At 71.9% G+C, this 25817-nt stretch carries 28 protein-coding genes; 20 read left to right on the top strand and 8 right to left on the bottom strand.

Features of this window, described 5'->3' with window-relative positions; all coding sequences use genetic code 11:
• Positions 1–98: 98 nt before the first annotated feature.
• The 3 genes from ABD831_RS01560 to mshD are packed head-to-tail and all read right to left on the bottom strand — an operon-like array spanning position 99 to position 4430.
• On the bottom strand, positions 99–1049 hold the full coding sequence (locus ABD831_RS01560) for an NUDIX hydrolase (protein WP_344940543.1): 951 nt from the start codon (positions 1047–1049) through the stop codon (positions 99–101).
• Positions 1050–1086: 37 nt separating this feature from the next.
• Positions 1087–3435 carry an RNA degradosome polyphosphate kinase gene (locus ABD831_RS01555; protein WP_344940540.1) on the bottom strand — a complete coding sequence of 783 codons (2349 nt, stop codon included), beginning with the start codon at positions 3433–3435 and terminating at the stop codon, positions 1087–1089.
• A gap of 44 nt (positions 3436–3479) precedes the next feature.
• On the bottom strand, positions 3480–4430 hold the full coding sequence (mshD, locus tag ABD831_RS01550; protein WP_344940537.1) for a mycothiol synthase: 951 nt from the start codon (positions 4428–4430) through the stop codon (positions 3480–3482).
• Positions 4431–4672: 242 nt separating this feature from the next.
• On the opposite strand from mshD, the gene ABD831_RS01545 reads away from it, so the two are divergent.
• Positions 4673–6469, top strand: coding sequence for a bifunctional metallophosphatase/5'-nucleotidase (locus tag ABD831_RS01545; protein WP_344940534.1), 1797 nt, complete (start codon positions 4673–4675; stop codon positions 6467–6469).
• Positions 6470–6545: 76 nt separating this feature from the next.
• On the opposite strand, the gene ABD831_RS01540 is transcribed toward ABD831_RS01545, so the two are convergent.
• Positions 6546–7250, bottom strand: coding sequence for a winged helix-turn-helix domain-containing protein (locus ABD831_RS01540; RefSeq protein WP_142176754.1), 705 nt, complete (start codon positions 7248–7250; stop codon positions 6546–6548).
• A 66-nt stretch (positions 7251–7316) separates the two neighbouring features.
• On the opposite strand from ABD831_RS01540, the gene ABD831_RS01535 reads away from it, so the two are divergent.
• Positions 7317–7616, top strand: a complete 300-nt coding sequence (locus tag ABD831_RS01535; protein ID WP_344940529.1) for a MoaD/ThiS family protein — start codon at positions 7317–7319, stop codon at positions 7614–7616.
• Positions 7617–7622: 6 nt separating this feature from the next.
• Positions 7623–8471, top strand: coding sequence for a hypothetical protein (locus tag ABD831_RS01530; protein WP_344940526.1), 849 nt, complete (start codon positions 7623–7625; stop codon positions 8469–8471).
• 23 nt (positions 8472–8494) lie between these two features.
• On the opposite strand, the gene ABD831_RS01525 is transcribed toward ABD831_RS01530, so the two are convergent.
• A complete protein-coding gene (locus ABD831_RS01525; RefSeq protein ID WP_344940523.1) occupies positions 8495–8866 on the bottom strand; it encodes a DsrE family protein in 372 nt (123 codons plus the stop codon).
• Positions 8867–8889: 23 nt separating this feature from the next.
• On the opposite strand from ABD831_RS01525, the gene ABD831_RS01520 reads away from it, so the two are divergent.
• From ABD831_RS01520 to ABD831_RS01480, 9 genes are all read left to right on the top strand, one after another.
• The gene (locus ABD831_RS01520) at positions 8890–9387 is read left to right on the top strand and encodes a heme-binding beta-barrel domain-containing protein (RefSeq protein WP_344940520.1); all 498 of its coding nucleotides are present in this window, start codon (positions 8890–8892) and stop codon (positions 9385–9387) included.
• 51 nt (positions 9388–9438) lie between these two features.
• A complete protein-coding gene (gene ygfZ / locus ABD831_RS01515) occupies positions 9439–10485 on the top strand; it encodes a CAF17-like 4Fe-4S cluster assembly/insertion protein YgfZ (protein WP_344942991.1) in 1047 nt (348 codons plus the stop codon).
• 37 nt (positions 10486–10522) lie between these two features.
• Entirely contained in the window at positions 10523–11377 is an 855-nt protein-coding gene (locus tag ABD831_RS01510) for a beta-keto acid cleavage family enzyme (RefSeq protein WP_344940517.1), read from the top strand.
• Between the two features lie 80 nt (positions 11378–11457).
• Positions 11458–11946, top strand: coding sequence for a helix-turn-helix domain-containing protein (locus ABD831_RS01505; RefSeq protein WP_142176758.1), 489 nt, complete (start codon positions 11458–11460; stop codon positions 11944–11946).
• A 1-nt stretch (position 11947) separates the two neighbouring features.
• The gene (locus ABD831_RS01500) at positions 11948–13072 is read left to right on the top strand and encodes a prolipoprotein diacylglyceryl transferase (RefSeq protein WP_344940513.1); all 1125 of its coding nucleotides are present in this window, start codon (positions 11948–11950) and stop codon (positions 13070–13072) included.
• 106 nt (positions 13073–13178) lie between these two features.
• Positions 13179–14183 carry an asparaginase gene (locus ABD831_RS01495; protein ID WP_344940510.1) on the top strand — a complete coding sequence of 335 codons (1005 nt, stop codon included), beginning with the start codon at positions 13179–13181 and terminating at the stop codon, positions 14181–14183.
• Between the two features lie 30 nt (positions 14184–14213).
• Positions 14214–14639: a D-aminoacyl-tRNA deacylase gene (dtd, locus tag ABD831_RS01490; protein ID WP_344940507.1), complete on the top strand. Its 426-nt coding sequence runs from the start codon at positions 14214–14216 to the stop codon at positions 14637–14639.
• A 90-nt stretch (positions 14640–14729) separates the two neighbouring features.
• Positions 14730–15044, top strand: coding sequence for a DUF2516 family protein (locus ABD831_RS01485; protein ID WP_344940504.1), 315 nt, complete (start codon positions 14730–14732; stop codon positions 15042–15044).
• 76 nt (positions 15045–15120) lie between these two features.
• Positions 15121–15558, top strand: a complete 438-nt coding sequence (locus ABD831_RS01480) for a phosphomannose isomerase type II C-terminal cupin domain (RefSeq protein ID WP_344940501.1) — start codon at positions 15121–15123, stop codon at positions 15556–15558.
• Between the two features lie 76 nt (positions 15559–15634).
• Here the strand turns inward: ABD831_RS01480 and ABD831_RS01475 are convergent, their stop codons facing one another.
• A complete protein-coding gene (locus ABD831_RS01475; protein ID WP_344940498.1) occupies positions 15635–16435 on the bottom strand; it encodes a class I SAM-dependent methyltransferase in 801 nt (266 codons plus the stop codon).
• Between the two features lie 158 nt (positions 16436–16593).
• On the opposite strand from ABD831_RS01475, the gene mshA reads away from it, so the two are divergent.
• The 3 genes from mshA to ABD831_RS01460 are packed head-to-tail and all read left to right on the top strand — an operon-like array spanning position 16594 to position 19247.
• Entirely contained in the window at positions 16594–17907 is a 1314-nt protein-coding gene (gene mshA / locus ABD831_RS01470) for a D-inositol-3-phosphate glycosyltransferase (RefSeq protein ID WP_344940495.1), read from the top strand.
• The gene (locus ABD831_RS01465) at positions 17904–18479 is read left to right on the top strand and encodes a type III secretion system chaperone family protein (protein ID WP_344940492.1); all 576 of its coding nucleotides are present in this window, start codon (positions 17904–17906) and stop codon (positions 18477–18479) included. The genes mshA and ABD831_RS01465 overlap by 4 nt, the downstream gene beginning before the upstream one ends.
• Positions 18480–18503: 24 nt before the next feature.
• Positions 18504–19247 carry a phosphoglyceromutase gene (locus ABD831_RS01460; protein ID WP_344940489.1) on the top strand — a complete coding sequence of 248 codons (744 nt, stop codon included), beginning with the start codon at positions 18504–18506 and terminating at the stop codon, positions 19245–19247.
• A 70-nt stretch (positions 19248–19317) separates the two neighbouring features.
• On the opposite strand, the gene phoU is transcribed toward ABD831_RS01460, so the two are convergent.
• Positions 19318–20034 (bottom strand): phosphate signaling complex protein PhoU, encoded by a 717-nt coding sequence (phoU, locus tag ABD831_RS01455; RefSeq protein WP_142176766.1) that lies wholly within the window; start codon positions 20032–20034, stop codon positions 19318–19320.
• A gap of 271 nt (positions 20035–20305) precedes the next feature.
• On the opposite strand from phoU, the gene ABD831_RS01450 reads away from it, so the two are divergent.
• Positions 20306–21514: a sensor histidine kinase gene (locus tag ABD831_RS01450; protein ID WP_344940485.1), complete on the top strand. Its 1209-nt coding sequence runs from the start codon at positions 20306–20308 to the stop codon at positions 21512–21514.
• Positions 21515–21606: 92 nt separating this feature from the next.
• Entirely contained in the window at positions 21607–22290 is a 684-nt protein-coding gene (locus ABD831_RS01445; protein ID WP_142176767.1) for a response regulator, read from the top strand.
• Between the two features lie 121 nt (positions 22291–22411).
• Here the strand turns inward: ABD831_RS01445 and ABD831_RS01440 are convergent, their stop codons facing one another.
• Positions 22412–22933 carry a hypothetical protein gene (locus ABD831_RS01440; protein WP_344940480.1) on the bottom strand — a complete coding sequence of 174 codons (522 nt, stop codon included), beginning with the start codon at positions 22931–22933 and terminating at the stop codon, positions 22412–22414.
• A 298-nt stretch (positions 22934–23231) separates the two neighbouring features.
• Here ABD831_RS01440 and ABD831_RS01435 point away from each other — a divergent pair, with 298 nt between their 5' ends.
• From ABD831_RS01435 to ispF, 3 genes are read left to right on the top strand one after another with little or no spacing between them, the layout of a single operon-like run.
• Positions 23232–23714, top strand: coding sequence for a CarD family transcriptional regulator (locus ABD831_RS01435; RefSeq protein WP_142176769.1), 483 nt, complete (start codon positions 23232–23234; stop codon positions 23712–23714).
• Positions 23680–25317 carry a 2-C-methyl-D-erythritol 4-phosphate cytidylyltransferase gene (gene ispD, locus ABD831_RS01430; RefSeq protein ID WP_344942988.1) on the top strand — a complete coding sequence of 546 codons (1638 nt, stop codon included), beginning with the start codon at positions 23680–23682 and terminating at the stop codon, positions 25315–25317. The genes ABD831_RS01435 and ispD overlap by 35 nt, the downstream gene beginning before the upstream one ends.
• On the top strand, positions 25314–25808 hold the full coding sequence (ispF, locus tag ABD831_RS01425) for a 2-C-methyl-D-erythritol 2,4-cyclodiphosphate synthase (protein WP_344940476.1): 495 nt from the start codon (positions 25314–25316) through the stop codon (positions 25806–25808). The genes ispD and ispF overlap by 4 nt, the downstream gene beginning before the upstream one ends.
• Positions 25809–25817: the final 9 nt, after the last annotated feature.

Genomic DNA, 25817 nt, shown 5'->3' with positions numbered 1-25817 from the left:
AAGGGTTCGGGCCGTGCCCGTGCGTGCCCGTGCGTGCCCGGGCGTGCCCGCGCGTGCCCGCGCGTGGCGGCCCGTGCGCCGGTGAGGGCCGAGCAGGGTCAGGTGTCGATGCGCTCGACGTCGACGACGCGCGCGTCCTCGCCGCGTCCGACGAGGTGGCACACGAGCACCTCGCCCTTGTGCATCGACTCGTCGGCGGCGGCTCGAAGGTGCTCGGCCACGACCTCGCCGCGCTCGGGGGAGTGGACCACCCGGGCCTGGAGCAGGCCGAGCAGCGTCGGGAGCACCGGCCCGTGGCTGCACAGCGCCGCGGGGTCGCCGCGCTCGAGCAGGCGCCGGACCTGGGCGACGGCTCCGACCTCGCTCTCGGCGAAGCCCTCCTCGGAGAGCACGTCGCGGGTGCGCAGGCGCAGTCCGTGCGCGACGGCATACGGCTCGACGGTCGCGACGCAGCGGGTGGACGACGAGGACACGACGCGGGTGACGCCGTAGGCGCCGAGGACCGCGGAGACGGCTGACGCCTGGGACCGGCCGACGGCGTCGAGGGGGCGTCGCCGGTCGTCGCCGCTCCACCGGCCGCGCGGTGTCGCCTTGGCATGGCGCACGAACGCGATCGGCCACGAGCGCAGCTCGTCGGCGCGCTCGGCACGGATGAGCGCGAGCAGCTGCTCGCGGTCCCGGGCGTAGTCGAGGCGGTCGTGGGCCGTGCGGACGTCGACCCAGGCGACCTCGTCGATCTCGTGCTCGAGCGCCCCGGTGCCGCCGGTGACCCGGGCCGACCAGTAGTGCACCTGCTTGGTGGCCGGACCGCCGGTGGGGTCGAGCACGGGGTACTCCGCCGACGGGAGCGGCACGCCGAGCCGCACGACGAGACCGGTCTCCTCGAGGGTCTCGCGCACCGCCGCGACGCAGGGGTGCTCACCGGGGTCGAGCTTGCCCTTGGCCCAGGACCAGTCGTCGTACTTCGGCCGGTGCACGAGGGCGACCTCGAGACGTCCGTCGCGTCGGCGCCAGGGCAGCGTGCCGGCGGCGGGGATCACTGAGGACACAGGCGTCAGTCTGCCTGATGAGGTGGTGGTATGCCGGTCAGCGCCGCCGCGCCTTGCGGCGTCGCTTGTCGTGTCGCTCGATCAGCTTCTCCTGCAGGTCGTCCAGCGGCTCGCCGGCGTCGGACTGGTGGTGGCGCACCCACCGGCCGTCGGACCCGAGGTCCCATCGCGACGTCGTCTCGGCGAAGGCGAGGTCGATGAGGTCGGCCAGCTCGAGGACGTGCCCGGGGTCGGTGATGCGCACGAGCGCCTCGACTCGCCGGTCGAGGTTGCGGTGCATCATGTCGGCGCTGCCGATGTAGACCTGCGGGTCGCCGCCGTGGTCGAACCAGAAGACCCGGGAGTGCTCGAGGAAGCGCCCGAGGATCGAGCGGACCCGGATGTTCTCGGAGAGCCCCTCGACGCCGGGTCGGATCGCGCAGATGCCGCGCACCCAGATGTCGACGCGGACGCCGGCGATGCTGGCCCGGTAGAGCGCGTCGATGAGCGCCTCGTCGACGATCGAGTTGGCCTTGATGACGATGCGGCCGGCCGGCGCGCCCTCCCGGCGCGACTCGTGCAGCTCCGCCTCCTCGTCGATGAGGTCGATGAGGCCCGACCGCACCGACCGGGGCGCGACGAGCAGGCGCTTGAACTTGCTCCTGGGCGCGAAGCCCGAGAGGAGGTTGAAGAGCCGCGACAGGTCCTCGCCGACCTGGGGGTCGGTCGTGAAGAGGCCGAAGTCCTCGTAGACGCGGGCGGTCTTGGGGTTGTAGTTGCCGGTGCCGATGTGGCAGTAGCGCACGAGCCCCTCGGACTCCTGGCGCACGACGAGACACAGCTTCGCGTGGGTCTTGAGGCCGACGACGCCGTAGACGACGTGGACGCCCGCCTCCTCGAGCTTGCGGGCCCAGGAGATGTTGTTGACCTCGTCGAAGCGGGCCTTGATCTCGACGACGGCGAGCACCTGCTTGCCGGCCTCGGCGGCGTCGATGAGGGCGTCGATGATCGGCGAGTCACCCGAGGTGCGGTAGAGCGTCTGCTTGATCGCCAGGACCTTCGGGTCGTTCGCGGCCTGCTCGATGAAGGCCTGTACCGACGTGGAGAACGAGTTGTAGGGGTGCTGGACGAGCACGTCCTTCTGTCGTACGGCCGTGAGCAGGTCGATGGCCTTGGCGCTCTCGGTCGGGGCGAAGTCCGGGTGGGTGCGCGGGAAGAACTTCGGGAACTCGAGGTCGCTGCGGTCGACGTCGGCGATGGTGAACAGGCCCCGCAGGTCGAGCGGGGTGGGCAGCCGGTAGATCTCCCGGTCGCTGATCTGCAGCTCGCGGGCCAGCATGTCGAGGACCTTGGGGTCGATGTCGTCCTCGACCTCGAGCCGGATCGGCGGGCCGAAGCGGCGGCGGGTCAGCTCCTTCTCGAGGGCGGTGAGGAGGTTCTCGGCGTCGTCCTCCTCCACCTCGAGGTCCTCGTTGCGCGTCACCCTGAAGCTGAAGTGCTCCTGGACGAGCATGCCCGGGAAGAGCTGGTCGAGGTGGCTGGCGATGACGTCCTCGAGCGGCACGAAGCGCTTGCGCTCGACGTCGGCGTCGAGGTCCTCCTCGACCCGGATGAAGCGCGGCAGGCTCGGCGGCACCTTGACGCGGGCGAAGTGCTCGCTGCCCGTCTTGGGGTTCTGGAGCAGCACGGCCAGGTTGAGCGACAGGCCCGAGATGTAGGGGAACGGGTGGGCCGGGTCGACGGCGAGCGGCGTCAGCACCGGGAAGACGCGGTCGGCGAAGAAGTAGTGCAGCGGCTCCCGGTCGTCCTCGTCGAGGTCGTCCCAGCGCACGACGGTGATGCCTTCGTCCTCCAGGGACGGGCGCACGTCGTGCTGGAAGACCCCGGCGTGCTGCTGCATCAGCTCGTGCGCCAGGCGGGCGATGCGCTCGATGAGCTCGCGGGGCTCGAGTCCGGCCGCGGTGCGCACGGCGAGCCCCGTGGCGATGCGGCGCTTGAGGCCGGCGACGCGCACCATGAAGTACTCGTCGAGGTTGTTCGCGAAGATCGCGAGGAAGCGGGTGCGCTCGAGCAGCGGCACCGCCGGGTCCATGGCGAGCTGGAGCACCCGCTCGTTGAACTGCAGCCACGACAGCTCGCGCTCGAGGTAGCGGTCGGCCGGCAGGTCGTCCTCGGTCTCGCCCTGCGCGCCCGCCCCGACGAAGCGCCCGTTGGGTGCCCGTGCGGGGACGCGCCGGGTCGGGACGGTGCTGGTGAACGAGCTGACCTCGGCCGCCTCGCTCGTCGCCTCCTCGGTTCCCGCGTCAGGGCCGTCCGCCGTCGATGCCGTGGGCGCCGTGGGTGCCGTGGGTGCGGTCGGGGTGTCCGGCTGGTCGAGGTCTGGGCTGGTGAGGCTGCCGGTGCTCATGCGCCCATGGTGTCACCGAAAGGTGGACCGAGGGTGAACTCGTCTCAGCCGAGGGAGGCGGGAGCGGAGGGTCCGCGCGGGGTCTCGCGCGCGTACTGCCGGTGCACCTCGACGTCGACGAAACCCAGGGCGGCATAGGTGCGCACGGCGGCGACGTTGTCCTCGTCGACGTAGAGCACGACCCGGTCGAGCCCGAGGGAGCGCAGGTGGTCGAGGCCGAGGACGGTGACGGCGCGGCCCAGCCCCTGGCCCTGGCGGTCGGGGGAGACCGCCACCACGTAGACCTCGCCGACGTCACCGCCCGGCGGGTCGACCTTGGTCCAGTGCGAGGCGGCGATGACGTCGGGGTCGTCCGCCTCGACGACGAGGATGAGGCCCGCCGGGTCCCACCACGGCTCCGCCGTGCGCTGGTCGAGGTCGGCCCGACGCAGCGACCCCTGCTCCGGGTGGTGCGCGAAGGCCGCGGCGTTGAGGGCCAGCCAGGCGTCCTCGTCACGTCCGGGCTCGAAGGAGCGGACGGCATACCTCGGGTCGAGCGAGGCCGAGGGCCACGCGGGTCCGTCGCGCAGCGAGCGCCCCATGACGTGGAGCGAGCGCACCGCCACGAGCCCGTTGGCCCGGGCGAACGCCGCGGCGGCGTCGGCGGCAGCGCCCGTCGCGTGGCTCCACAGCCGTATGCCGTCCGGCAGGCTGGCGAGCAGCGTGCTGCCGACGCCCGAGCGGCGGGCGGCAGGAGCCACGACGAGCTCGCCTGACGGAGGCCCGTCGCCCGTACGGGACTGGGCGTAGCCGACGAGCTCGCCGCCGGGGCCGGTCGCGAGCAGGTGGTCGACCCTGTCGTGCTCGCGGGCGCGCACGGAGAGCCGGAACTGCTCGGACAGGGCCTGGGACCCGTCGACGGCCGCGGCCTCCGAGGCCAGCGCGAGGACGGCGTCGGACTCGTCCGGAGTGAGCGGGTTTGTGGCGTCGCGCAGGGCGACGTTCGGGCGCGGCATACCGCGATTCCACCACAGCGACCCCGAAGGCCTCCCGCTCGTCGCCCGTCCCGACTAGGGTCCGGTCTCAGGGCACGGGGGCCCTGCACCGCGACTCACGACACCGGTCACGGCCGGTTCGAGCCCAGTGCCAGCAGTTCACCAACTCGTTCCGCAGCAAGCCCCTCTGGGCGCCCGCCGGGCACTAGCCTCCGTGGGTGCCGACGGGCACGCGATTCACACCGCTGATCAAGGGGAGACACATGTCCCGTACCACCCGCCGCCTCACGGGCGTCGCCGTCGCAGGGATCTGCGCCGCGGCCCTCGCGGCACCGGCCCTCGCCGCACCCACCGCAGGGCCCGACACGAGCAAGGCCCCGGGCAAGACCCAGTTCCCGATCCAGATCCTGTCGTTCAACGACTTCCACGGGAACCTGGAGCCGCCGAGCGGCTCCAGCGGCCGCCTCCAGACCGGTCCCGCCTCGTCGCAGACCACTGACGTCGGCGGCGTCGAGTACCTCGCTACGCATCTCAAGGCGGCCCGCGTCGGCCACGCCAACACCGTCACGGTCGCCGCGGGCGACATGGTCGGTGCCTCCCCCCTGCTGTCGGCGGCCTTCCACGACGAGCCGACGGTCGAGGCGCTCAACAGCCTCGGCCTCGAGGCCACGTCCGTCGGCAACCACGAGTTCGACGAGGGCTACAAGGAGCTGCAGCGCCTCCAGAGCGGCGGCTGCATCGACGACGGTGACGGCGCCAACAACCAGAACTCCTGCCCCGCCGGCACCTTCACCGGTGCGAAGTTCCAGTACCTCGCCGCCAACGTCGTCGAGAAGGCCACCGGCAAGACGATCCTGCCGCCCTACTGGGTCAAGAACTTCAACGGCGCCAAGATCGGCTTCATCGGCATGACCCTCAAGGACACGCCGACCATCGTCACCGCCTCCGGCGTCGCCGGTCTCGAGTTCAAGGACGAGGTGCAGACCGCCAACGCGCTCGTGCCCGTCCTCAAGGAGCAGGGCGTCAACGCCATCGTCGTGCTCGTGCACCAGGGCGGCACCCCGCCGGCCAACACCCCGTACGACTTCACGTGCAAGGGCGGCGGCTCGCTGTCGGCCGACTCGCCGATCATCCCGATCGTCAAGAACCTCGACCCCGCCATCGACATGGTCATCTCGGGTCACACCCACCAGCCGTACGTGTGCGCGATCCCCGACTCGAACGGCGTCCCGCGTCTCGTGACGTCGGCCTCCTCGTTCGGACGCCTCTACAACGACACCGAGGTCACCTACGACCGTCGCACGTCCGACATCGTCCGTCCCACCGAGGCCGACTCGGCCAACAAGCTCGTGACGCGCACCGTCGCCGCGGACCCCACCGAGACCGCGCTCATCGCGAAGTACAAGGATCTCGTCAAGGCGATCGCGAGCAAGATCATCGGCTCGATCTCGACCGACATCGTGCGGACCCAGAGTGCCGCGGGGGAGTCACCTCTCGGTGACCTCATCGCCGACGCCCAGCTGGCCGACCCGTCGGTCGTCACGGGCGGCCAGACGCCGGTCGTCGCCTTCATGAACCCCGGCGGCATCCGGAGCGACCTCAGCTACGCCAACTCGAAGTACGGGGAGGCGCCCGGCGCCGTGACGTACGAGGAGGCGTTCAACGTCCAGCCGTTCAACAACTACCTCGTGTCGATGAACCTCACGGGCCAGCAGATCTACGACGTCCTCAACCAGCAGCGGACCGGCAAGAACGCCGGGTCGCAGGCCAAGATGCTCCAGGTCAACAAGGGCTTCACCTACACGTGGAGCACCGCGACCCAGCAGGTCGTCGACGGCACCGTCGCGATCAACGGCACGCCGGTCAGCAAGACGGCGTCCTACCGCATCGTCACGAACAACTTCCTGTCCGACGGTGGCGACAACTTCCCCGCCTTCCAGGGCGGCACGACCAAGTACTTCGGTGGGCTCGACATCGACGCCTTCGCGAACTACCTCGCCAAGCCGGAGAACGCGAACTACTCGCCTGCTCCCGCCACGCGCATCACCGTCGTGCCCTGACGAGGCGAACGCCCGACGCGTGGCCCGGACTCCCTGTGGGTCCGGGCCACGCCCGTGCCCGGGACCAGGACGGGAGTCAGGCGTCGGCGGGCTCGCCCGCCGGGGCCTCGGCGCGGTCGGGAACGAGGCGGTAACCGACGTTGCGGACCGTGCCGATGAGGGTCTCGTGGTCGGGCCCGAGCTTGGCCCGCAGGCGCCGCACGTGCACGTCGACCGTGCGGGTGCCCCCGTAGTAGTCGTAGCCCCAGACCTCCTGCAGCAGCTGGGCCCGTGTGAAGACGCGGCCGGGGTGCTGCGCGAGGTACTTGATGAGCTCGAACTCCTTGTAGGTCAGGTCGAGCGGGTGGCCCCGGAACTTCGCGGAGTAGGACGACTCGTCGATGACGAGCTCGCCCGAGGTGATCGGCATGTCGAGGTCGGCGTCGTCGTCCTGGCCCTTGGTCATGGCGAGGCGCAGCCGCGCGTCGACCTCGGCCGGACCCGCGGAGTCGAGGAGCACGTCGTCGAGACCCCACTCGGCCGTGAGACCAGCGAGGCCGCCCTCGGTGAGGACGGCCAGCAGCGGGGTGCCGATCCCGGTGGTGCGCAGCACCCGGCACAGGGAGCGCGCGCTCGCCAGCTCCCGTCGCGCATCGACGATGACGACGTCGCAGTCGGGCGAGTCCACGAGCGCGGTGGCCTCGGCGGGGAGGATCCGCACCGTGTGGCTCAGCAGTCCGAGGGCAGGCAGCACCTCGGCGCTCGGGGCGAGCGCGTTGGTGAGCAGCAGCAGGCGGGCCATCTCATGCAGGATAGGCGAGACTGGTCATCTGCGAACCGGACCGCGTCAACGATGAGACGGAGTGAGATGGCACCGAGTGCACCCGAGCCGAGCACGGTCCCGACCGCCGGGCCGACCGTCGCGACGCGCACGACCGTCACGGTGCGCTACTGGGCAGCGGCCCGGGCCGCGGCAGGCACCGACAGCGAGACGCTAACGGGCGCGACCGTGCGGGAGGTCGTCGACGCTGCCGTCGCCGCGCACCCGGACCTCGCCCGCGTCGCGGCGGTGGCGACCTTCCTGCTCGACGGGCGTTCCGTGACCCGCGACGAGCCGGTGCCCGGTGGTGGCACCGTCGAGGTGCTGCCGCCCTTCGCCGGCGGGTGATGCACAATGGCCCCCGTGCCTGAGGACAATGCGGCCCTGAGCCGGCCCGGCCCCGACGCCTCCGGCCCCTCGGGCCCTTCGATGGCTGCCGGCTCGCTGCACCTCCCGCTCTCGCCCGTGGCCGCAGATCGGATCCGCTGGGTCAGCGTCGTCGCGACCCTCGTCGCCGCCGTGGCCCTGCTCGCGGCCCAGGACTCGGGGTATGCCGCGACGCTGGGGGTGACGCTCGTGCTGTCCCTCGCGGTGGCCTGGGGGTGGCCGCTGCTCAGCGGGTCCTGGACGCCGACCGCGACGACGGTCGTCCTCGCCGTCGCAGCCGTGGCCATCGTGCTGAGCGCCCTGCGCGAGGACCTGCTGTGGGTCCCGGCCGCGGTGGCCTTCGGAATCGTCCTCGCCTTCGCAGGTCAGCTCGTCCGGCGCTCCGGTCGCGAGGGGCTCGTCCTCACCCTGCTCTCGTCGTTCGGGGGTCTGGTCGTCATCGCATCGGGCACGACCGCCGTCGTCGCCGCCGACACCGACCGTGGGCAGGCCGTCGCCGTGGTGGCGATGGCGGCTGTCGCTGCCGCCGTGGTCACCGACCTGCTCTCCGGTGTCCGGGTCGCGGCGCCCCTGCTCGGGTTCGTCGCGCTCGCGGCATCCGTGCTCGCCGCGGTCATCGCTGCGTCACGTTTCGCCGAGGTCGGCACGCTGGAGGCGCTCGGCATCGGTGCCGCGACCGGGACCGTGTCGTGGTCGTTCCGCCGCGTGCTCGCGCTGCAGCCGGCCATGCTGACGGTCCGTGGGCAGGTGGGCGCGGGCGTGGGCTCGGTGCTCGTGGTCGGCGCCGTCGTCCACCTCTTCGCCGTCCTCACCTGACTCCACCCGGTCGGGAAGGGCGGTCAGTAGACGAGGGCCTGGACGCCCGGCGCCGTGACCTCCTCGACGAACACGGCCGCGCCCTTGATCACCGCACCCGCCACGAGCTGGTCCTCGGTCAGCTCGCGCCGCGCCGCGCACTGGGTGCAGACGGTGAGCCGGCCACCCGAGAGGACGGCGTCACGGAGGTCGACGAGCGGCGCGGCATACGGCAGCTCGAACTCCTCGGCCCGCCCCGGGACGGCCATCCACGTCGACTCGCCCGTGAGCCACAGCGAGACGTCGACGCCGCTCGCGACGGCCGTCGCGGCGACCGTGAAGGCCTGCGAGAGGCGCTCCGGGGCCTCGGTGCCGGCGGTGACCTTGACGACGAGTGAGCGTGCGGGGGAGTCCATGGGATCAGGCTACGATCGGGCGCATGTTCAACCTCGACCAGGACATCCCGGAGCCGCTGCGACCCCTCGCGTGGCTCATCGGACGCTGGGAGGGTGCCGGGGTCGTGGGCTACCCCACGATCGAGTCGGCTCACTTCGGCCAGGAGGTCGAGGTGACCCACGACGGGCGAGGCTTCCTCAAGTGGGAGAGCCGTGCCTGGATCCTCGACTCCGAGAACGGCGCCAAGGTGCGCCCGGCCGCTGTCGAGTCCGGCTTCTGGCGCCCGCTCGACAACGGCGAGGTCGAGCTGCTCCTCGCGCACCCCACCGGCATCCTCGAGCTCTACTACGGCAAGATCGAACCGGCCAAGATCCAGCTCAAGACCGACGGCGTCCTGCGCGCGCCGGGCGCCAAGGAGTACAACGCGGCCACGCGCATGTACGGTCTCGTCGAGTCCAACCTGCTGTGGGTCATGGACATGGCGGCCGTGGGGCAGGAGCTCCAGAGCCACGTGTCGGCCACCCTCAAGCGCGTCGAGTGACCCACCCCGTGACATCGGAATGAGGCGTATGCCGTGAGCGTTCCACCCAGCATGAGCGACGTGGAGCTGCCCACCCTTCCGACGACGGCCCCGAGCCGTCTGCTGTCCCGACCGGGGGCTGTCGCGGGCGAGGGTCTCGAGGCTCCTGTCGCCGTCCACTACGGCGACCCGATGCGCGAGCAGCGCCTCCTCGAGGAGGGTCTCGCCGTCGTCGACCTCTCCAACCGTGACGTCGTCACCGTCACCGGTCCCGACCGGCTCAGCTGGCTCCACTCGCTGACGACGCAGCACCTCCTTGGTCTCGAGCCGCGCCAGTCGCGCGAGGCCCTGGTGCTCTCGCCCAAGGGCCACGTCGAACACTCCCTCCACGTCGTCGACGACGGCGTGACGACGTGGATCACGACCGAGCCCGGGGCCGGCCAGGCGCTTGCCGACTGGCTCGACAGGATGCGCTTCATGCTCCGGGTCGAGGTCGCCCTCGTCACCGACGGCTGGGCCGTCCTCGGCGAGCCGCACGCGAGCGAGTCGATCGACGGTGAGCCGCTCGCGTGGCGCGACCCGTGGCCCGACCTCGTCGGCGACACGACGGCCTACGGCCCCGTCGACGGCCACCCGGGCACCGAGCGCGCCTGGCGCGAGGTCCTCGTCCCGCGTGCCGATCTCGTTGCGGCCGTGGGGGACCGGCCGCTCGCTGGCCTCTGGGCCGCGGAGGCCCTCCGCGTCGCCGCCTGGCGCCCGCGTCTCGGCCTCGAGACCGACCACCGCACGATCGTCCACGAGCTCGACTGGCTGCGCACGGCCGTGCACCTGCACAAGGGCTGCTACCGGGGCCAGGAGACCGTGGCGCGCGTCCACAACCTCGGGCGACCACCGCGTCGCCTCGTCTTCCTCCACCTCGACGGCTCCGGGCACGTCCTGCCGGAGCAGGGGAGCGAGGTCCGCGCCGGTGACCGCGTCGTCGGCCGGGTCACCTCCGTCGCGCGCCACCACGTCGACGGACCCATCGCGCTCGCGGTGATCAAGCGCAACACCGACCCGACGCTCGAGCTGCTCGTCGACGACCTCTCCGCCGCGCAGACGGTCATCGTCGCTCCTTGACCTGAGGCGGAGCCGCCGCGCTGGCAGGATGAGCCGCATGAGCCCCGCACGCAGCGCCGCGAGCACGCTGATCACCATCGCGCCCACGGGCGCCGAGACAGCCAAGGCGGACGTGCCGGCGCTGCCGACGACGCCCGAGGAGCTCGTCGAGACCGCCGTCGCGTGCGAGCGTGCCGGTGCCGCCCTCATCCACATCCACGTGCGCGACCGGCAGCACCAGCCGACGCTCGACCCCGCCCTCCTCAAGGAGGCCGTCGACGGGGTGCGCGAGGCCACCGACCTCGTCGTCCAGCTCTCGACCGGTGGAGCCGTCACCGACCCGCTCGACCTGCGCCTCACGGTCCTCGACGCGGACCCCGACTCGTGCTCGCTCACGTGCGGCACGACGAACTTCGGCGACGGGGTCTTCCTCAACCCCTGGGGCTTCATGGTCGAGCTCTACCGGCAGGCGCAGGAACGCGAGGTCGTGCCGGAGTTCGAGCTCTTCGAGCTGGGGCACGTGCACGCGCTGCGCCGCCTCATCGACGAGTGCGGCCTCCCCTTCGGCGGCAGGGTCCACGTCGACTTCGTCACCGGGGTGCCGGGCTCGATGCCGGGCACGCCGCAGGCCCTTCTCGCTGGGGTCGCGATGCTGCCGCCGGAGGTGACGAGCTGGTCGGCCACCGGCATCGGTCGCGCGCACCTGCCGATCGTGGCCGCGGCGCTCTCGGCCGGCGGCCACCTGCGGGTTGGCATGGAGGACAACCTCGTGTATGCCAAGGGCCGCCCCGTCGTGCACAACAGCGAGCTCGTGGCGCGGGCCGCCGAGCTGGCGACGCTGATGCAGCGTCCGCCGATGACGACGAGCGAGGCGCGCCAGGAGCTTGCGATCAAGGACCGGCGCAGCCGCTGAGCCCACCCGCACGAGGGTGTGGGGCGTCTCACGCTGTCCAGAGTTTGCATTTTGCTTGCTGTAGTTAGCACAATGGAGGCATGAGCAAGCTTCCGCTTCCCGACCTCGGGGCCTACTTGCGCGAACAGCGCGAGAGCGCCCAGCTGTCGCTGCGTCAGCTCGCCGAGATGGCCGGCGTCTCCAACCCCTACCTGTCGCAGATCGAGCGTGGGCTCAAGCGCCCCAGCGCCGAGATCCTGCAGCAGATCGCCAAGGGGCTGCAGGTCTCGGCCGAGTCGCTCTACGTCCGGGCCGGCATCCTCGACGAGCGGGTCGCCGACGACGGCCCGGCCGCCGTGCCCGACGTCCTCTCCGCCATCGCCGCCGACCCGGTCCTCACCGACCGGCAGCGCGCGGTGCTCGTCGACATCTACGTGTCCTTCGTCGGCACCGACGAGGCCCCACCGCCCGCGGCCGTGGACCCTCCACAGGTCCCACGCCCAACGCCTACGTCGGCGGCAGCACCCCGCCGGCGCCCGCGCAGCACGACCGCTGTCGCGACCCCAGAGCTCAACGAGAAGGAGAACTGAGATGGCACTGACCAAGAAGATCACCAAGGCCGTCAAGGACGCCCAGAAGCAGGCCGAGGCCGCTGTCGCCGACGTGCGCGGCCAGCTCGTCCAGGTCGAGGACCGCATGCCCGACGTCCAGGTCGACCCGACGCCGTTCTACGCCGTCGTCGGTGCCGCGAACATCGCGATCGACACGGTCCGCACCGCCGGCGAGCAGCTCGAGGTCGCCCGCCGCCAGGCCAAGGGAGCCGACCTGCGCAAGGGTGCCAAGAAGGAGGCGAACCTGCTGCAGAAGGACCTCCAGAAGCGCATCGCCGAGCTCCAGGACCGCACCGCCGAGCTCCAGAAGCTTGCGACGACGTATGCCGAGCGCTTCGTCACGCGGGCCCAGGACCTCCCGGCCCGCGTCCTCAACGAGGGCCTCGTCATCGCGAGCAACGCCAAGGACCAGTACGACGCCGCCGCTGCCCGCGGCGAGAAGGTCGTCACCGACCTGCGCGCCCAGGGCGAGCGTGCCGCCTTCGACCTCAGCGAGCGCGGCACCGCCACGGTGACCCGTGGGCGTCGCGTCGCCGGGACCGCCGTCGCGGAGGGCGAGAAGGTCGCCAAGACCCTGCTGGACGTCGTCGCCAAGGACGCCTCCAAGCTCGGCTCCCAGGTCGAGGCCTCGGTCGACGCCGTCGAGTCGGCGGCCGCCCCGGTGCCGGCCAAGCGCACGGCCGCCCACGAGCGCGCCATCCGCAAGTCGGCCGCGCAGAAGGCGGCCGCCACGCGCAAGGACAACGCGGTCGAGGCCACGACGACCCGCAAGGTCGCCGCCCGCAGCTCCGCCACGACCGACGACGCCAACGCCACGGTGGCCCGCAAGGCCGCCCCGGTCAAGCGCGCCGCCAAGAAGTCGGCCAAGAAGGCGACCGCCAAGACCACGGCCGCCGCCCGGAGCACCTCCACCAGCGCCAAGACCGCCGCGAAGACGTCCACGCCGGCCAAGAAGGCCACGCCGGCCAAGAAGTCCACTCCGGCCAAGAAGGCCGCGACGACGAGCAGCTCGAACAGCACGAGCAGCACGACCAGCTCGAACAGCACGGGCGGCTCGAACAGCACGGGCAGCACGGGCAGCACGACGGGCACGGCGACCAGCTGATCCCGCGCCCCGGCGCGGCAGCTCGGCTGCAGCGCCGTCCGCCGTCAGGGCCGTCACTCCACCCGGGGTGGCGGCCCTGGCGCGTCGCTCCGGCATACTGCGGGACGTGTCCGATCACCTCGCGCCCCCGCCCGTCCCCGAGTCCCCGTCCGTCAGCGCGGCGCTCGCCGCCGCCCCGATCGTGGCGCACGTGGTGCGGGCCGGCTTCGTCGAGTCGGTCCACCACGGCACGGCCGTCGTCACGGCCCCCGACGGCTCGGTCGAGCTCGAGATCGGCGACGCGAGCGGGCCTGTCTTCCCTCGCAGCTCGAGCAAGCCGCTCCAGGCGCTCGCCATGGTCCGCCACGGCCTGGCGAACGACGGGCGCCTCCTGTCGCTCGCGTGCGCCAGCCACTCCGGCGAGGACTTCCACGTCGAGGCGGCCCGCGAGATCCTCGCGGGGGCGGGCCTGACCGAGACCGACCTGCAGAACACCCCGGACTACCCCTACGACGACGCGGCCCGCATCGGGTGGATCGCGAGCGGTCGTCCCAAGCAGTCGATCGTGCAGAACTGCTCGGGCAAGCACGCCTCGATGCTCGCGACCTGCGTGGTCAACGGGTGGGACCTGACGACCTACCGCGACCCGAGCCACCCGCTCCAGGTGGCCATCGCCGACACCGTCCGCGAGCTCACCGGCGCCGAGCCGAGTGCCGTCGCCGTGGACGGGTGCGGCGCCCCGATCCACGCCGTGCCGCTCAGCGCGCTGGCCCTCTCCTTCGGTCGCCTCGCCGCCGCCACGGACGGGCCGGAGGCCAGGATCACCCGGGCCATCCGCGACTTCCCCGAGTACCTCGGCGGCACCCACCGGGACGTCACAGCGCTCATCCGGGGCGTCGACGGCCTCGTCGCCAAGGACGGCGCCGAAGCCGTCTACGCCGTGGGGCTGCCCGACGGTCGCGGAGTCGCGGTCAAGGTCGCCGACGGCTCCTCGCGCGCCCGCGGCGTCCTGCTCGCCGCCGTGCTGCGCCGCATCGGCGTCGGGAGCGACGACGTCCTCGCCGTGCTCGAGCACCAGCCGGTGCTGGGTCACGGGCAGCCCGTCGGCTCCGTCGTCGCCGTCGGCGTCTGAACCGCTCGTGAGCTCGTCGGTGAGCCAGTCGTGAGGGCGGTGCTGCAGCGCGTCACGAGCGCCCGGGTCGAGGTCGAGGGTGAGGTCGTCGGTTCCCTCGCGCGTCCGGGCCTGCTCGCCCTCGTCGGCGTCACCCACGACGACGGGCCCGAACAGGTCGAGCGGATGGCGCGCAAGATCGCCGAGCTGCGGATCCTGCGCGACGAGCAGAGCCTGACCGACGCGGGCGCACCCGTGCTCGTCGTCAGCCAGTTCACGCTCTACGCGGACACCCGCAAGGGCCGCCGACCGTCGTGGAGCGCGGCCGCCCCGGGCCCGGTGGCCGAGCCGGTCCTCGACGCCCTCGTGGCTGCGCTCCGGGCACGGGGCATCGAGGTGGAGCAGGGTCGGTTCGGCGCCATGATGCAGGTCTCGCTCGTCAACGACGGCCCGGTCACGCTCGTGGTCGACGCCTGAGACGGTCGCCCGCAGCCCCGCGAGGGTGGGAGCGGGCTGGGAGCAGGCTGGGAGACGCCGTCTCACGGGGGAGCGGGTTACGCTTCCTCCATGCAGCTCTACGCCGGCTACCAGAGCCTCGTCACCCTCGTCCTCGGGGTGGTGGCCCTGGGCTGCGAGGTCTTCGCCTTCGTCGACGCCCTGCGCCACCCGGACAACGCCTACGTCGCTGCCAGCAAGCGCACCAAGCGCTTCTGGATGCTCATCACGGGGGTGGCGCTGCTCTTCGGGTCGATCTCGGTGTTCAACCCGATCGGGCTGCTGGGTCTGGCCGGGTTCCTCGGCGCCGCCGTCTACCTCGCCGACGTCCGCCCTGCGCTGCGTCAGGTCCGAGGGCTCGGAGGCCGCTCGAGCTCGGGCTGGTAGGCCCACTACGCTCCATCTGGCGCACCAGCGTGCCTCTTTGCGGCACACTTGGGCATCACCGACGATGGGGGAACCTATGACCGACCAGTACCGCGCCGGCGCCGCCGTGGCGCCTGGCCAGGGACCGGCGCACTCGCCTGACGACTACGAGATCGGCGACCGCAACCCTGCGCAGGACATCTTCGTCGCCGAGCGTCCCTGGGGGCAGTTCCAGCAGTTCGTCTCCAACGAGCAGGTCACCGTCAAGATCATCACGGTGCAGCCGGGCCACCGGCTCTCGCTCCAGCGTCACGACCACCGGGGCGAGATGTGGCAGGTCCTCGACGTGCCGATCGACGTCACCGTGGGCGAGCGCACCTGGAGCGCCCAGCCGGGCGAGACGGTGTGGGTCCCGCGCAACTCGATCCACCGCATGGGCAACTCGGGCACCCGTCCGGGTCGCCTGCTCGAGGTCGGCTTCGGCCACTTCGACGAGGGCGACATCGAGCGCCTCGAGGACGACTACGTCCGCTGAGCACCACGCTGCACCGCGACGTCAACGCACGTATGCCGCCCGGCCCGCCGGGCGGCATACGTGCGTCTGCGGGGGCTCAGCGCTCCCGTGGGGCCACGGCCGACCAGTCGACGGTGAGCTCACCGAGTCTCCACCGGGACGGACCGTCGAGCAGCGGCCAGCGCTCACGCACCTCGGCCACGGTGGCCAGGAAGCGCTGCCGGGCGCCCCACGAGGAGTGCGGCGCGTGGCGCGCCCAGGCCCGGTCGAGGTCGGCCAGGAAGGCGTGAACCGGTTCGCCCGGGACGTTGCGGTGGATCAGTGACTTCGGCAGCCGCTCGGCGACGTCGGACGGACGGTCCAGCCCGCCCATCCGGAGCGAGAGGGTCAGGCTGACCGGCCCCTGCGCGTCGACCGCCACCCAGGCGGCCCGCCGACCGATCTCGTCACAGGTTCCGTCGACGAGCAGGCCGTCGGGCGCCAGTCGCTCCTGGACGAGGGCCCACGCGGCCGGCACCTCCTCCTCGGCGTACTGCCGCAGCACGTTGAAGGCCCGCACGACGGTCGGGCGGGCCCCCGCATCGAGAGGGACCTCGAAACCGCCGAGCCGGAAGCTCAGGCCGTCACGCTCGAGCGGCTTGCCGGCCGCGACCCGGGCCGGCTCGATCTCGATGCCGACGACCTGCACGTCGGGGCGCACCCGCCGCAGCCGGTCGTGCAGCTCGACGGCGGTCGTGGGCGATGCGCCGTACCCGAGGTCCACGACGACGGGCGCCGTGCGGCTGCGCCGGAGCCGCCATGCCTGCGGGCCCGCGATCCACCGGTCGCAGCGGCGCAGGCGGTTCGGGTTCGTCGTGCCACGCGTCACCGTGCCGACGGGGCGCTGGCGAGAAGGCACGACCCGCAGGCTACGCGCTGGATCGGCCCGAGGTGCCTCCCCCCGCGCGCCGGTGGCCCACGCCGACGTCACCAGCGACTGCGGAATACATCGAATCCGGGGTGTGGTTGAGTCGAGGAGGAGCGGGACGAGCAGCAGAACAGGACGAAGGGATGCCGATGGCGGTCGAGCCGAGACGCGTGGCGATGATCAGCGTCCACACCTCGCCCCTGGAGCAGCCGGGCACCGGGGACGCGGGAGGACTCAACGTCTACGTCGCCGAGACCGCCAAGGAGCTGGCGGCCCGCGGTGTCGAGGTCGACATCTTCACCCGCCGCACCACCGGTGAGACGTCCGTCGAGGCGGACCTCGTCCCCGGCGTGCGCGTGCGCCACGTGACGGCTGGCCCGTACGAAGGGCTGGCCAAGGAGGACCTTCCCGGTCAGCTCTGCGCCTTCTCCGCCGGCATCATGCAGGCCGGGCTCTCCGTCCCCGAGGACCACTACGACCTCGTCCACTCGCACTACTGGCTCTCGGGCCAGGTCGGCTGGCTCGCGGCCGACCGGTGGCGCGTCGCGCTCGTGCACACCATGCACACGATGGCGCGCGTCAAGAACCTCCACCTCGCCGACGGTGACGCCCCAGAGCCGCGGGGCCGAGAGATCGGTGAGGTCCAGGTCGTCGAGGCGGCGGACCGGCTCATCGCCAACACCGACGACGAGGCCCGCGAGCTCATCGAGCTGTATGCCGCCCCGCCGGCCAAGGTGTCCGTCGTCCCTCCCGGCGTCGACCTCTCGACCTTCACCCCGGGCGACCGGCTCGCCGCCCGCCGAGAGCTCGGCCTGCCGCTCGACGGCGACGTGCTGCTCTTCGTCGGCCGCATCCAGCCGCTCAAGGCCCCCGACGTCCTGCTCCGGGTCGCCGGCGAGCTGCTGCGCCGCGACCCGGCACGCCGCCGGCGCCTCACGGTCGCCGTCCTCGGCGGCCCGAGCGGTAGCGGTCTGACCCGTCCGCACGAGCTCGAGGAGCTCGCACGGGCCCTCGACATCGACGACGTCGTCCGCTTCGTCCCCCCGGTTGCCCGCCCGGTGCTCGCGCAGTGGTACCGCGCCGCCGACCTCGTGCTCGTGCCCAGCCACTCGGAGTCCTTCGGGCTCGTCGCGATCGAGGCCCAGGCCTGCGGCACGCCGGTCGTCGCTGCCCACGTCGGTGGACTGCCCACCGCGGTCGGTGACGCCGGCGTCCTCGTCGACGGCCACGCGACCGCCGACTGGACCGACGAGGTCGAGTCGCTGCTGCGCGACGACGCACGCAGGCTCGCCCTCGGGTCGGCAGCCGTCGCGCATGCCTCGCAGTTCGGCTGGGGCGCGACGACCGACCGGCTCCTCGAGGTCTACCAGCAGGCAATCCGCGAACGCGCCACCGGCACCAACGAGTCACCCATCGACGAGGGCCGGAGCCTCATCGGCGTCCCGACGGCGGTGATCCCGTGAGCGCCGAGCCGCAGGAGCGCCAGGACGTCGACGCCGCGGACCCCGCCGTCGCCGCGTCCGCAGACGACTCGCCGCGCGCGGCCGCGGAAGCCCGCCTCACGGCATACCTCGGCTCGGTCGGGCTCGACTGGGAGCTCGGCGGACGGGCGGGGGAGTACGTCGTCACGCTGCCGGGTGAGAAGAAGCTCAAGACCGTCGTCTCGGTGCTCGTGCGCGACCGGACGACGAGCCTCAGCGCGTTCGTCATCCGCAACCCCGACGAGAATCACGAGGCGTTCTACCGCGCCCTGCTGCGCAAGAACCTCCGGCTGCAGGGCATCGCCTACGCCATCGACACCGACGGCGACGTCTACCTGCGGGGCGAGATCCCGACCGTCGCGGTGGAGGCGGACCACCTCGACCAGGTCTTCGGCATCGTGCTGTCGGCGAGCGACGACGTCTTCAACGAGCTCCTCGCCCTCGGCTTCCTCGGGTCGATGAAGAAGGAGTGGGCGTGGCGCGTCTCGCGCGGAGAGTCCACCCGCAACCTCGACGCCTTCCGACACCTGCTGGACGACGGGTCGGACGCCTGATCGGCCGTCGCTAGGCTGGCCCGCATGACCTACACGCTCGTCCTCGTCCGTCATGGCGAAAGCGACTGGAACGCCAAGAACCTCTTCACCGGCTGGGTCGACGTCGACCTCACCGACAAGGGCCGCGCCGAGGGCGTGAGCGCCGGTGAGCAGCTCAAGGCGGCCGGCATCCTGCCCGACATCGTGCACACGTCGCTGCTGCGCCGTGCGATCACGACCGCGAACCTCTCGCTCGATGCGGCCGACCGGCACTGGATCCCGGTCAAGCGCGACTGGCGCCTCAACGAGCGCCACTACGGCGCGCTGCAGGGCAAGGACAAGAAGCAGACCCTCGAGCAGTTCGGCGAGGAGCAGTTCATGCTGTGGCGCCGTTCCTACGACGTGCCGCCGCCGCCCATCGCCGAGGACGACGAGTTCTCGCAGGCGGGCGACCCCCGCTACGCCGGGCTCGGCCCCGCGATGCCGGCGACCGAGTGCCTCAAGGACGTCGTCGCCCGCCTGATGCCCTACTGGGAGAACGAGATCCAGACCGACCTCGCCGACGGTCTGACGGTCATGGTCGCGGCGCACGGCAACTCGCTGCGTGCCCTTGTCAAGACGCTCGACGAGATCTCCGACGAGGACATCGCCGGCCTCAACATCCCGACGGGTATGCCGCTCGTCTACGAGCTCGACGAGGCGTTCCGTCCCGTCACCCGGGGCGGCCGCTACCTCGACCCCGAAGCGGCGAAGGCCGCGGCCGAGGCCGTGGCCAACCAGGGCCGCTGACGGACCCCACGCACCACGTCGAGAGGCCACGAACCGGGATCCGGTTCGTGGCCTCTCGACGGTTGGGGCGTCAGGCGGTGGTGTGGCGCTCGATCTCGGCGATGACGTCGGCGTCCTCGTCGTCCTCGTGGTCGAAGCTGACCTCGGAGTCGTACTCGCCGGTGACGAGGTAGACCACGCGCCGGGCCACCGACACGGCGTGGTCGGCGAACCGCTCGTAGTAGCGGCCGACGAGGGTGAGGTCCAGGAGCGAGCTGCGCGACCACGACGTGTTCTCGTCGAGCAGCGCGGCGAAGAGCTCGCGGTGGAGGTCGTCCATCACGTCGTCGTCCTTCTCGAGCGCGATGGCGGCGGCGACGTCCTTGCTCGCGATGATCGAGCCGCACTTGGCGACGATCGCCTCGGCGACCTGGCCCATCTGCAGGATGTGCGAGCGCAGCTCGGGCGGCACCGCCGACTCGGGTGTGCGCAGGCGGGCGACCTTGGCGACGTGGCGCGCGAGGTCGCCCATGCGCTCGAGGTCCGAGCTCATGTGCATCGCCGTGACGACGATGCGCAGGTCGGTCGCGACGGGCTGCTGCCGCGCGAGCAGGTCGATCGACAGCTCGTCGAGCTCGACGCGGATGTCGTCGAGCTTGCGGTCGGCCTCGATGACCGACTCGGCGAGGTGGACGTCGGCGTCGAGCAGTGCGGTCGTGGCGCGGGAGATGGCCGAACCCGCGAGCCTCGTCAGCTCGACGAGCTGGTCCGAGATCGTGTCGAGGTCCTCGTGGAACTGGTCGCGCATGGTCTTCCTGTCAGTTGCCGGTCGTGCGTTGTCGGTCGTGCGTGTCGGTGGTCGTGCCGCCGCGGCTCGCCGTCGGTGTCACGAGGGCCAGCCTGCCACCACGTGACGTGCGCGGGACGGCATACGGACGGGGCGACACGTCCCGCTGGTGCAGAGGCTCGCAGGGCTTCGTGAATGGGTGGGGACGCTCAGGTGAACAGTGGGTTCACGCACCGCACGAGCGCGTCGCGCGTGGTCGGAGCCTCTCGCGCCGATGCGTACGCTGAGTGTCGTGGACCCGACGACCGCGGCAACGCTCGGTGGCATCGCCGGCCTCGCCCTGGGCGGCCTGGCGATGGTCGCCGTGCGCCTGTCGGACCGCTCGACCGCAGCCGAGGCACCGACCCCGCCCGCGCCGCCGCTGCCGCCGGGCGTCGGCGAGGTCATCGCGGTGCTGCGCTCGAGCGGGATCCTCGTCGACTCCTCCGACCGCGTGGTCAACAACTCGCCGGCCGCGGTCGCCCAGGGCCTCGTGCGCGGCCAGGAGCTGGTCCACCCCGAGCTGCTGCACCTCGCTCGCGCCGTGCGCCGCGACGGCGTCATCCGCGAGGCCGAGCTGACCCTGCAGAAGGGCATCGGCGACGGCCGCCTCGTCGTGGCCGCCCGCGTCGCGCCGCTCGGCGCCGACCACGTGCTCCTCCTCGTCGAGGACCGCTCCAAGGCCGCCCGCGTCGAGGAGATCCGACGCGACTTCCTCGCCAACGTCAGCCACGAGCTGAAGACCCCGGTCGGTGGCATCTCGCTCCTCGCCGAGGCGGTGCTCGACGCGCACGACGACCCCGAGGCGGTCGCGCGGTTCGCCAGGCGGATCAGCGTCGAGTCCGACCGCCTGACCCGCCTGGTCAAGGAGATCGTCGAGCTGTCACGCCTGCAGGGCGCCGACGTCATCAAGGACCCCACGCTCATCGACGTCGGCGCGTGCGCGCGCGACGCGGTCGACCGCAGCCGGCTCATCGCCGACGAGCACCGCATCGAGCTCGTCACGGCGATCGACGAGGGCTGCGAGGTGTGGGGCGACGCCGAGCTCGTGACCACCGCGATCAGCAACCTCGTCGGCAACGCCATCGCCTACTCCGACACCGGCACCCGCGTCGGCGTCATGGTGCGCCGTGGCCGCGCCGGCGTCATCGACGTCTCCGTCACCGACCAGGGCCTCGGCATCGCGCCCGAGGAGCAGCAGCGCATCTTCGAGCGTTTCTACCGCGTCGACACGGCCCGCTCGCGCGCCACCGGCGGCACGGGCCTGGGGCTCGCGATCGTCAAGCACGTGGCCGACAACCACGGCGGCAACGTCTCGGTCTGGTCCGAGCCGGGGCGCGGTTCGACCTTCACCATCGAGCTGCCCCCCGCCAACGCCTCCGCTGCGATCGAGCCCTCCGAGCCGACCACGTATGCCGCCCTGCCGCACGACACGGGCCAGGCCCCGTCCGTGAGCGCCTGACGTCCCTGACCTCCTGTCACCACCGACACCACTGACACCCAGACCTCCCTGAGCAACCCACCAGCCCGCTGCCAGACCCTGAGAGGCCCGTCTTGAGTCGCATACTCATCGTCGAGGACGAGGTGTCGTTCTCCGACCCGCTGTCCTACCTGCTGAAGAAGGAGGGCTACGACGTCGCCGTGGCCGAGACCGGGCCCGACGGCCTGGCCGAGTTCGACAAGAACGGCGCCGACCTCGTCCTGCTCGACCTCATGCTCCCCGGGCTCTCGGGCGTCGACGTGTGCCGTGCGCTGCGGCAACGGTCGACCGTGCCGGTCATCATGCTGACGGCCAAGGACAGCGAGATCGACAAGGTCGTGGGCCTCGAGATCGGGGCAGACGACTACGTCACGAAGCCCTACTCCAGCCGTGAGCTGCTCGCGCGCGTCAAGGCGGTGCTGCGCCGTCTGGCCGAGCCGGAGGACCTGCTCCCCGCGACGCTCGAGGCGGGCCCGGTGCGGATGGACGTCGAGCGCCACACCGTCAGCGTCCAGGGCCGGTCGGCCTCGCTCCCGCTCAAGGAGTTCGAGCTGCTCGAGATGCTGCTGCGCAACTCCGGCAGGGTGCTGACGCGCATGCAGCTGATCGACCGCGTCTGGGGCAGCGACTACGTCGGCGACACGAAGACGCTCGACGTCCACGTGAAGCGTCTGCGCGCCAAGATCGAGCCCGATCCCGCGAACCCCGTGCACATCGTCACGGTGCGTGGCCTGGGGTACAAGTTCGAGGCCGGCTGAGCCGGACCCGAGGTCGACGACGCGGGGTGCGCACCCGGCATACGCCGTCGGAACCCCGGCAGCGACGAGAAGATGACCGGCCCCCCGTGTGGTGGGCCGGTCATCGTCGTGCTCGGGTCGGTCAGCTGCCGGTCGGTGCGGGTGTGACCGTTGAGTAGTAGTCCTTGGGGGCGAGCACGGGCACCTTGACGACGCCGGTGCCGCCGCTGCTCGACGTGATGGTGAGCGGCACGAGGTCGCCCGGCTTGGTCGTGACTCCGCTCAGCTGCAGGCCCTTCGTCGCGAGGTTGACCTGCTCGCGCGGGCGCAGCTGGATCTCGGAGCCGGTGGGGGCGGCCGTCGCGTTGGGGTCGGCCTGGGCGGCGATCTGGACGGTCATGTCCTGGTCGCCGAGGTTGACGGCCGAGCCGGAGATGACGACGGGGCCGGTGCCGTCCCCGACGAGCGCCAGGTCACGCAGCGCGAGCTGGCCCACGTCTGCCGGCACTCCGTCGGCCGGGACGTACGCGACGTTGGTCTGGACCGGCGAGTTGACCTGGCATCCGGTCGTCGCGAGGGCGAGGGCCACGCCGGCGAGCACCGTCGTCACCCGGCGGGTGGACGGGCGACGCGCGGGGGCCGGGGCGAGGATTCGACGCTTCACGGGCGACAGCCTACCGGCGAGCCGCCCGGCGGACCCGTGCACCCGGCGCGAGTGCGCGTGCCGGGCCCCGGGACGGCAGCGCGGGGTCGGTGGCGCGCGCGTCCGGCCGGGCCGGTGAGGGCGCAGGACGGCCGTCACGAGGGGTGCGTGATGCATGCCGATGTGGGTTCTGTCAAGACGTCAATCATCGCTCCCGAGTCGGCAATCAAGGCTCTGACCTGCGACGATGCCGGATCCTGAGATCGCTATGTGCCTTGGTTCGTGATAATCTGGAGGTCGCGAAAGGGGAAAACAGCAGATGGTTTTCAAGGTCGGCGAGACGGTCGTGTACCCCCACCATGGGGCTGCACTGATCGAAGAGATCAACACACGAACGATCAAGGGAGAGGACAAGCTCTACCTCAAGCTCAAGGTCGCTCAGGGTGACCTGACGATTGAAGTCCCCGCCGAGAACTGCGACCTCGTGGGTGTCCGCGACGTCGTGGGCCAGGAGGGCCTGGACCGGGTGTTCGAGGTCCTGCGCACTCCCCACACCGAGGAGCCGACCAACTGGTCGCGCCGCTACAAGGCCAACCTCGAGAAGCTCGCGTCGGGTGACGTCATCAAGGTCGCCGAGGTCGTTCGTGACCTGTGGCGTCGTGACCAGGACCGCGGTCTGTCGGCCGGCGAGAAGCGCATGCTCGCCAAGGCCCGCCAGATCCTCGTCTCCGAGCTCGCGCTCGCGGAGAAGACCAACGAGGAGAAGGCTGAGACCATCCTCGACGAGGTCCTCGCTTCCTGATTCGGGTGAGATCCTGAACAACGAGACCGGGGTCGGTCGCGTCGGCGTCATCGTCGTCGCGGCCGGCTCCGGTTCGCGTCTGGGGGCCACGGTTCCCAAGGCGTTCGTGCCCCTCGCCGGGGTGCCCCTGCTGGGGCACGCCCTGCGGGGGGCTCTCTCGTGCCCGGCGGTGTCCGAGGTGGTGGTCGTCGCCCCGGTGGCGCACCGGGGTGACGCCGAGGCCGTGGCCGATGACGTATGCCGTGAGCTCGGGTCCGCGACGTCCGTGACCGTGGTGCCCGGTGGGGCCGAGCGGGGCGACTCCGTCGCCGCAGGGCTGGCGGTGCTCGGCGACGACGTCGAGATCGTGCTGGTCCACGACGCCGCCCGGTGCCTGACACCGGTGGCCGTCTTCGACCGGGTGGTGGCCGCCGTCGCGGCCGGAGCCGTCGCGGTCGTGCCAGGGACCCCGGTGGTCGACACCATCAAGCAGGTCGACGAGAGCGGCTTCGTCGTCGGGACTCCTGACCGTGCGGCCTTGCGGGCCGTGCAGACGCCCCAGGGCTTCCGGCGCGACGTCCTCGAGCGGGCGCACGCCGTCTCGAGCGCCGCCACCGACGACGCCGGCCTCGTCGAGCGGCTCGGGGAGCGGGTCCTCGTCGTCGAGGGCGACCCCCGGGCGCTGAAGGTCACGACTCCCGCCGACCTCGAGACAGCGGCTCGCCTCCTGCCCCTCCACCCGTCTGAGGTGTCCCGGCCGTCAAAGGTGACCGCGGAATACCTCGATCCGGTGGAGTTGCCTATCCTCGGCAGCGTGACCGACGCGACGACCGAGCAGACGGCTGACCGGACCCGACCCCTGGCTCTCGTCACCGGTGGTGGCACCGGCATCGGGGCCGCCATCGCGAGACGTCTGTCGCGGGACGGCTTCGACGTCGTCGTCGCCGGACGCCGCAAGGACAAGCTCGACGAGGTCGTGGCCGGCATCGAACGGTCCGGTGGCACCGCGCGGGCGCTCGTCATGGACGTCACCGACCCCGAGTCGGTCACGACCGGGATCGGCTCGCTGGGTCGGTGCGACGTCGTCGTCAACAACGCCGGCGGCGCGCTCGGCGTGACGCGCGTCGAGGACGGCGACCCCGAGGAGTGGGAGCGGATGTATGCGACCAACGTCGTCGGCACCCTCCGGGTCACCCAGGCCGTGCTGCCGCTGCTCCGACGGTCGGCGCGCGCGACCGTCGTCGACATCAGCTCCATCGCCGGCGAGCGTGTCTACGAGGGCGGCGGCGGCTACGTCGCGGCCAAGCACGGCACGTCCGTCGTGTCCGAGACCCTGCGCCTGGAGCTGAACGGCGAGAACATCCGGGTCGTCGACATCCGCCCCGGCATGGTGCGCACGGAAGAGTTCTCCCTGACGCGCCTGCACGGCGACCAGGCCGCGGCGGACAGGGTCTATGACAACGTCGACCGCCCGCTCGTGGCCGACGACGTCGCGGAGTGCGTCGGCTTCGTCGTCGGGCTGCCGCAGCACGTCAACATCGACACGATGGTGATCAAGCCGGTGGCGCAGGCGGCCCCGCACAAGATCCACCGTGGGCCGATCGACTGGAAGGACGCCCGGTGACGCAGCTCCCGCGCGTCGGGGTCGGGGTCGACGTCCACGCCTACGCTCCGGAGGGCACCGGCCGCGAGCTGTGGGTCGCCGGTCTGCTCTGGCCGGGGGAGCGCGGGCTCGAGGGGCACTCCGACGCCGACGTCGCCGCGCACGCCGCCTGTGACGCGATCTTCTCGGCCGCCGGTATCGGTGACCTCGGGGCGCACTTCGGCACGTCCCGCCCCGAGCTCGCCGGCGCCTCGGGGGTCACGCTGCTGGCCGAGGCCGCGCGGCTCGTGCGAGCGGCCGGCTACGAGATCGGCAACATCGCCGTCCAGGTCGTCGGCAACCGCCCGAAGGTCGGGACCCGGCGTGCGGAGGCCGAGGCGGCACTGTCGGCCGCCGCGGGTTCCCCGGTCTCGGTGAGTGGCACGACGACCGACGGCCTCGGGCTCACCGGCCGCGGCGAAGGGGTCGCAGCCATCGCCACCGCCCTCGTCGTCGCCACCGTCGGGGACTGAGCACTCGAC

Origin of the sequence: Terrabacter ginsenosidimutans (assembly GCF_039539425.1) — a bacterium.
GTDB lineage: Bacteria > Actinomycetota > Actinomycetes > Actinomycetales > Dermatophilaceae > Terrabacter > Terrabacter ginsenosidimutans.
Note: the sequence above shows the minus strand (reverse complement) of the source record. Positions and strands in the feature narration are given on the sequence as shown.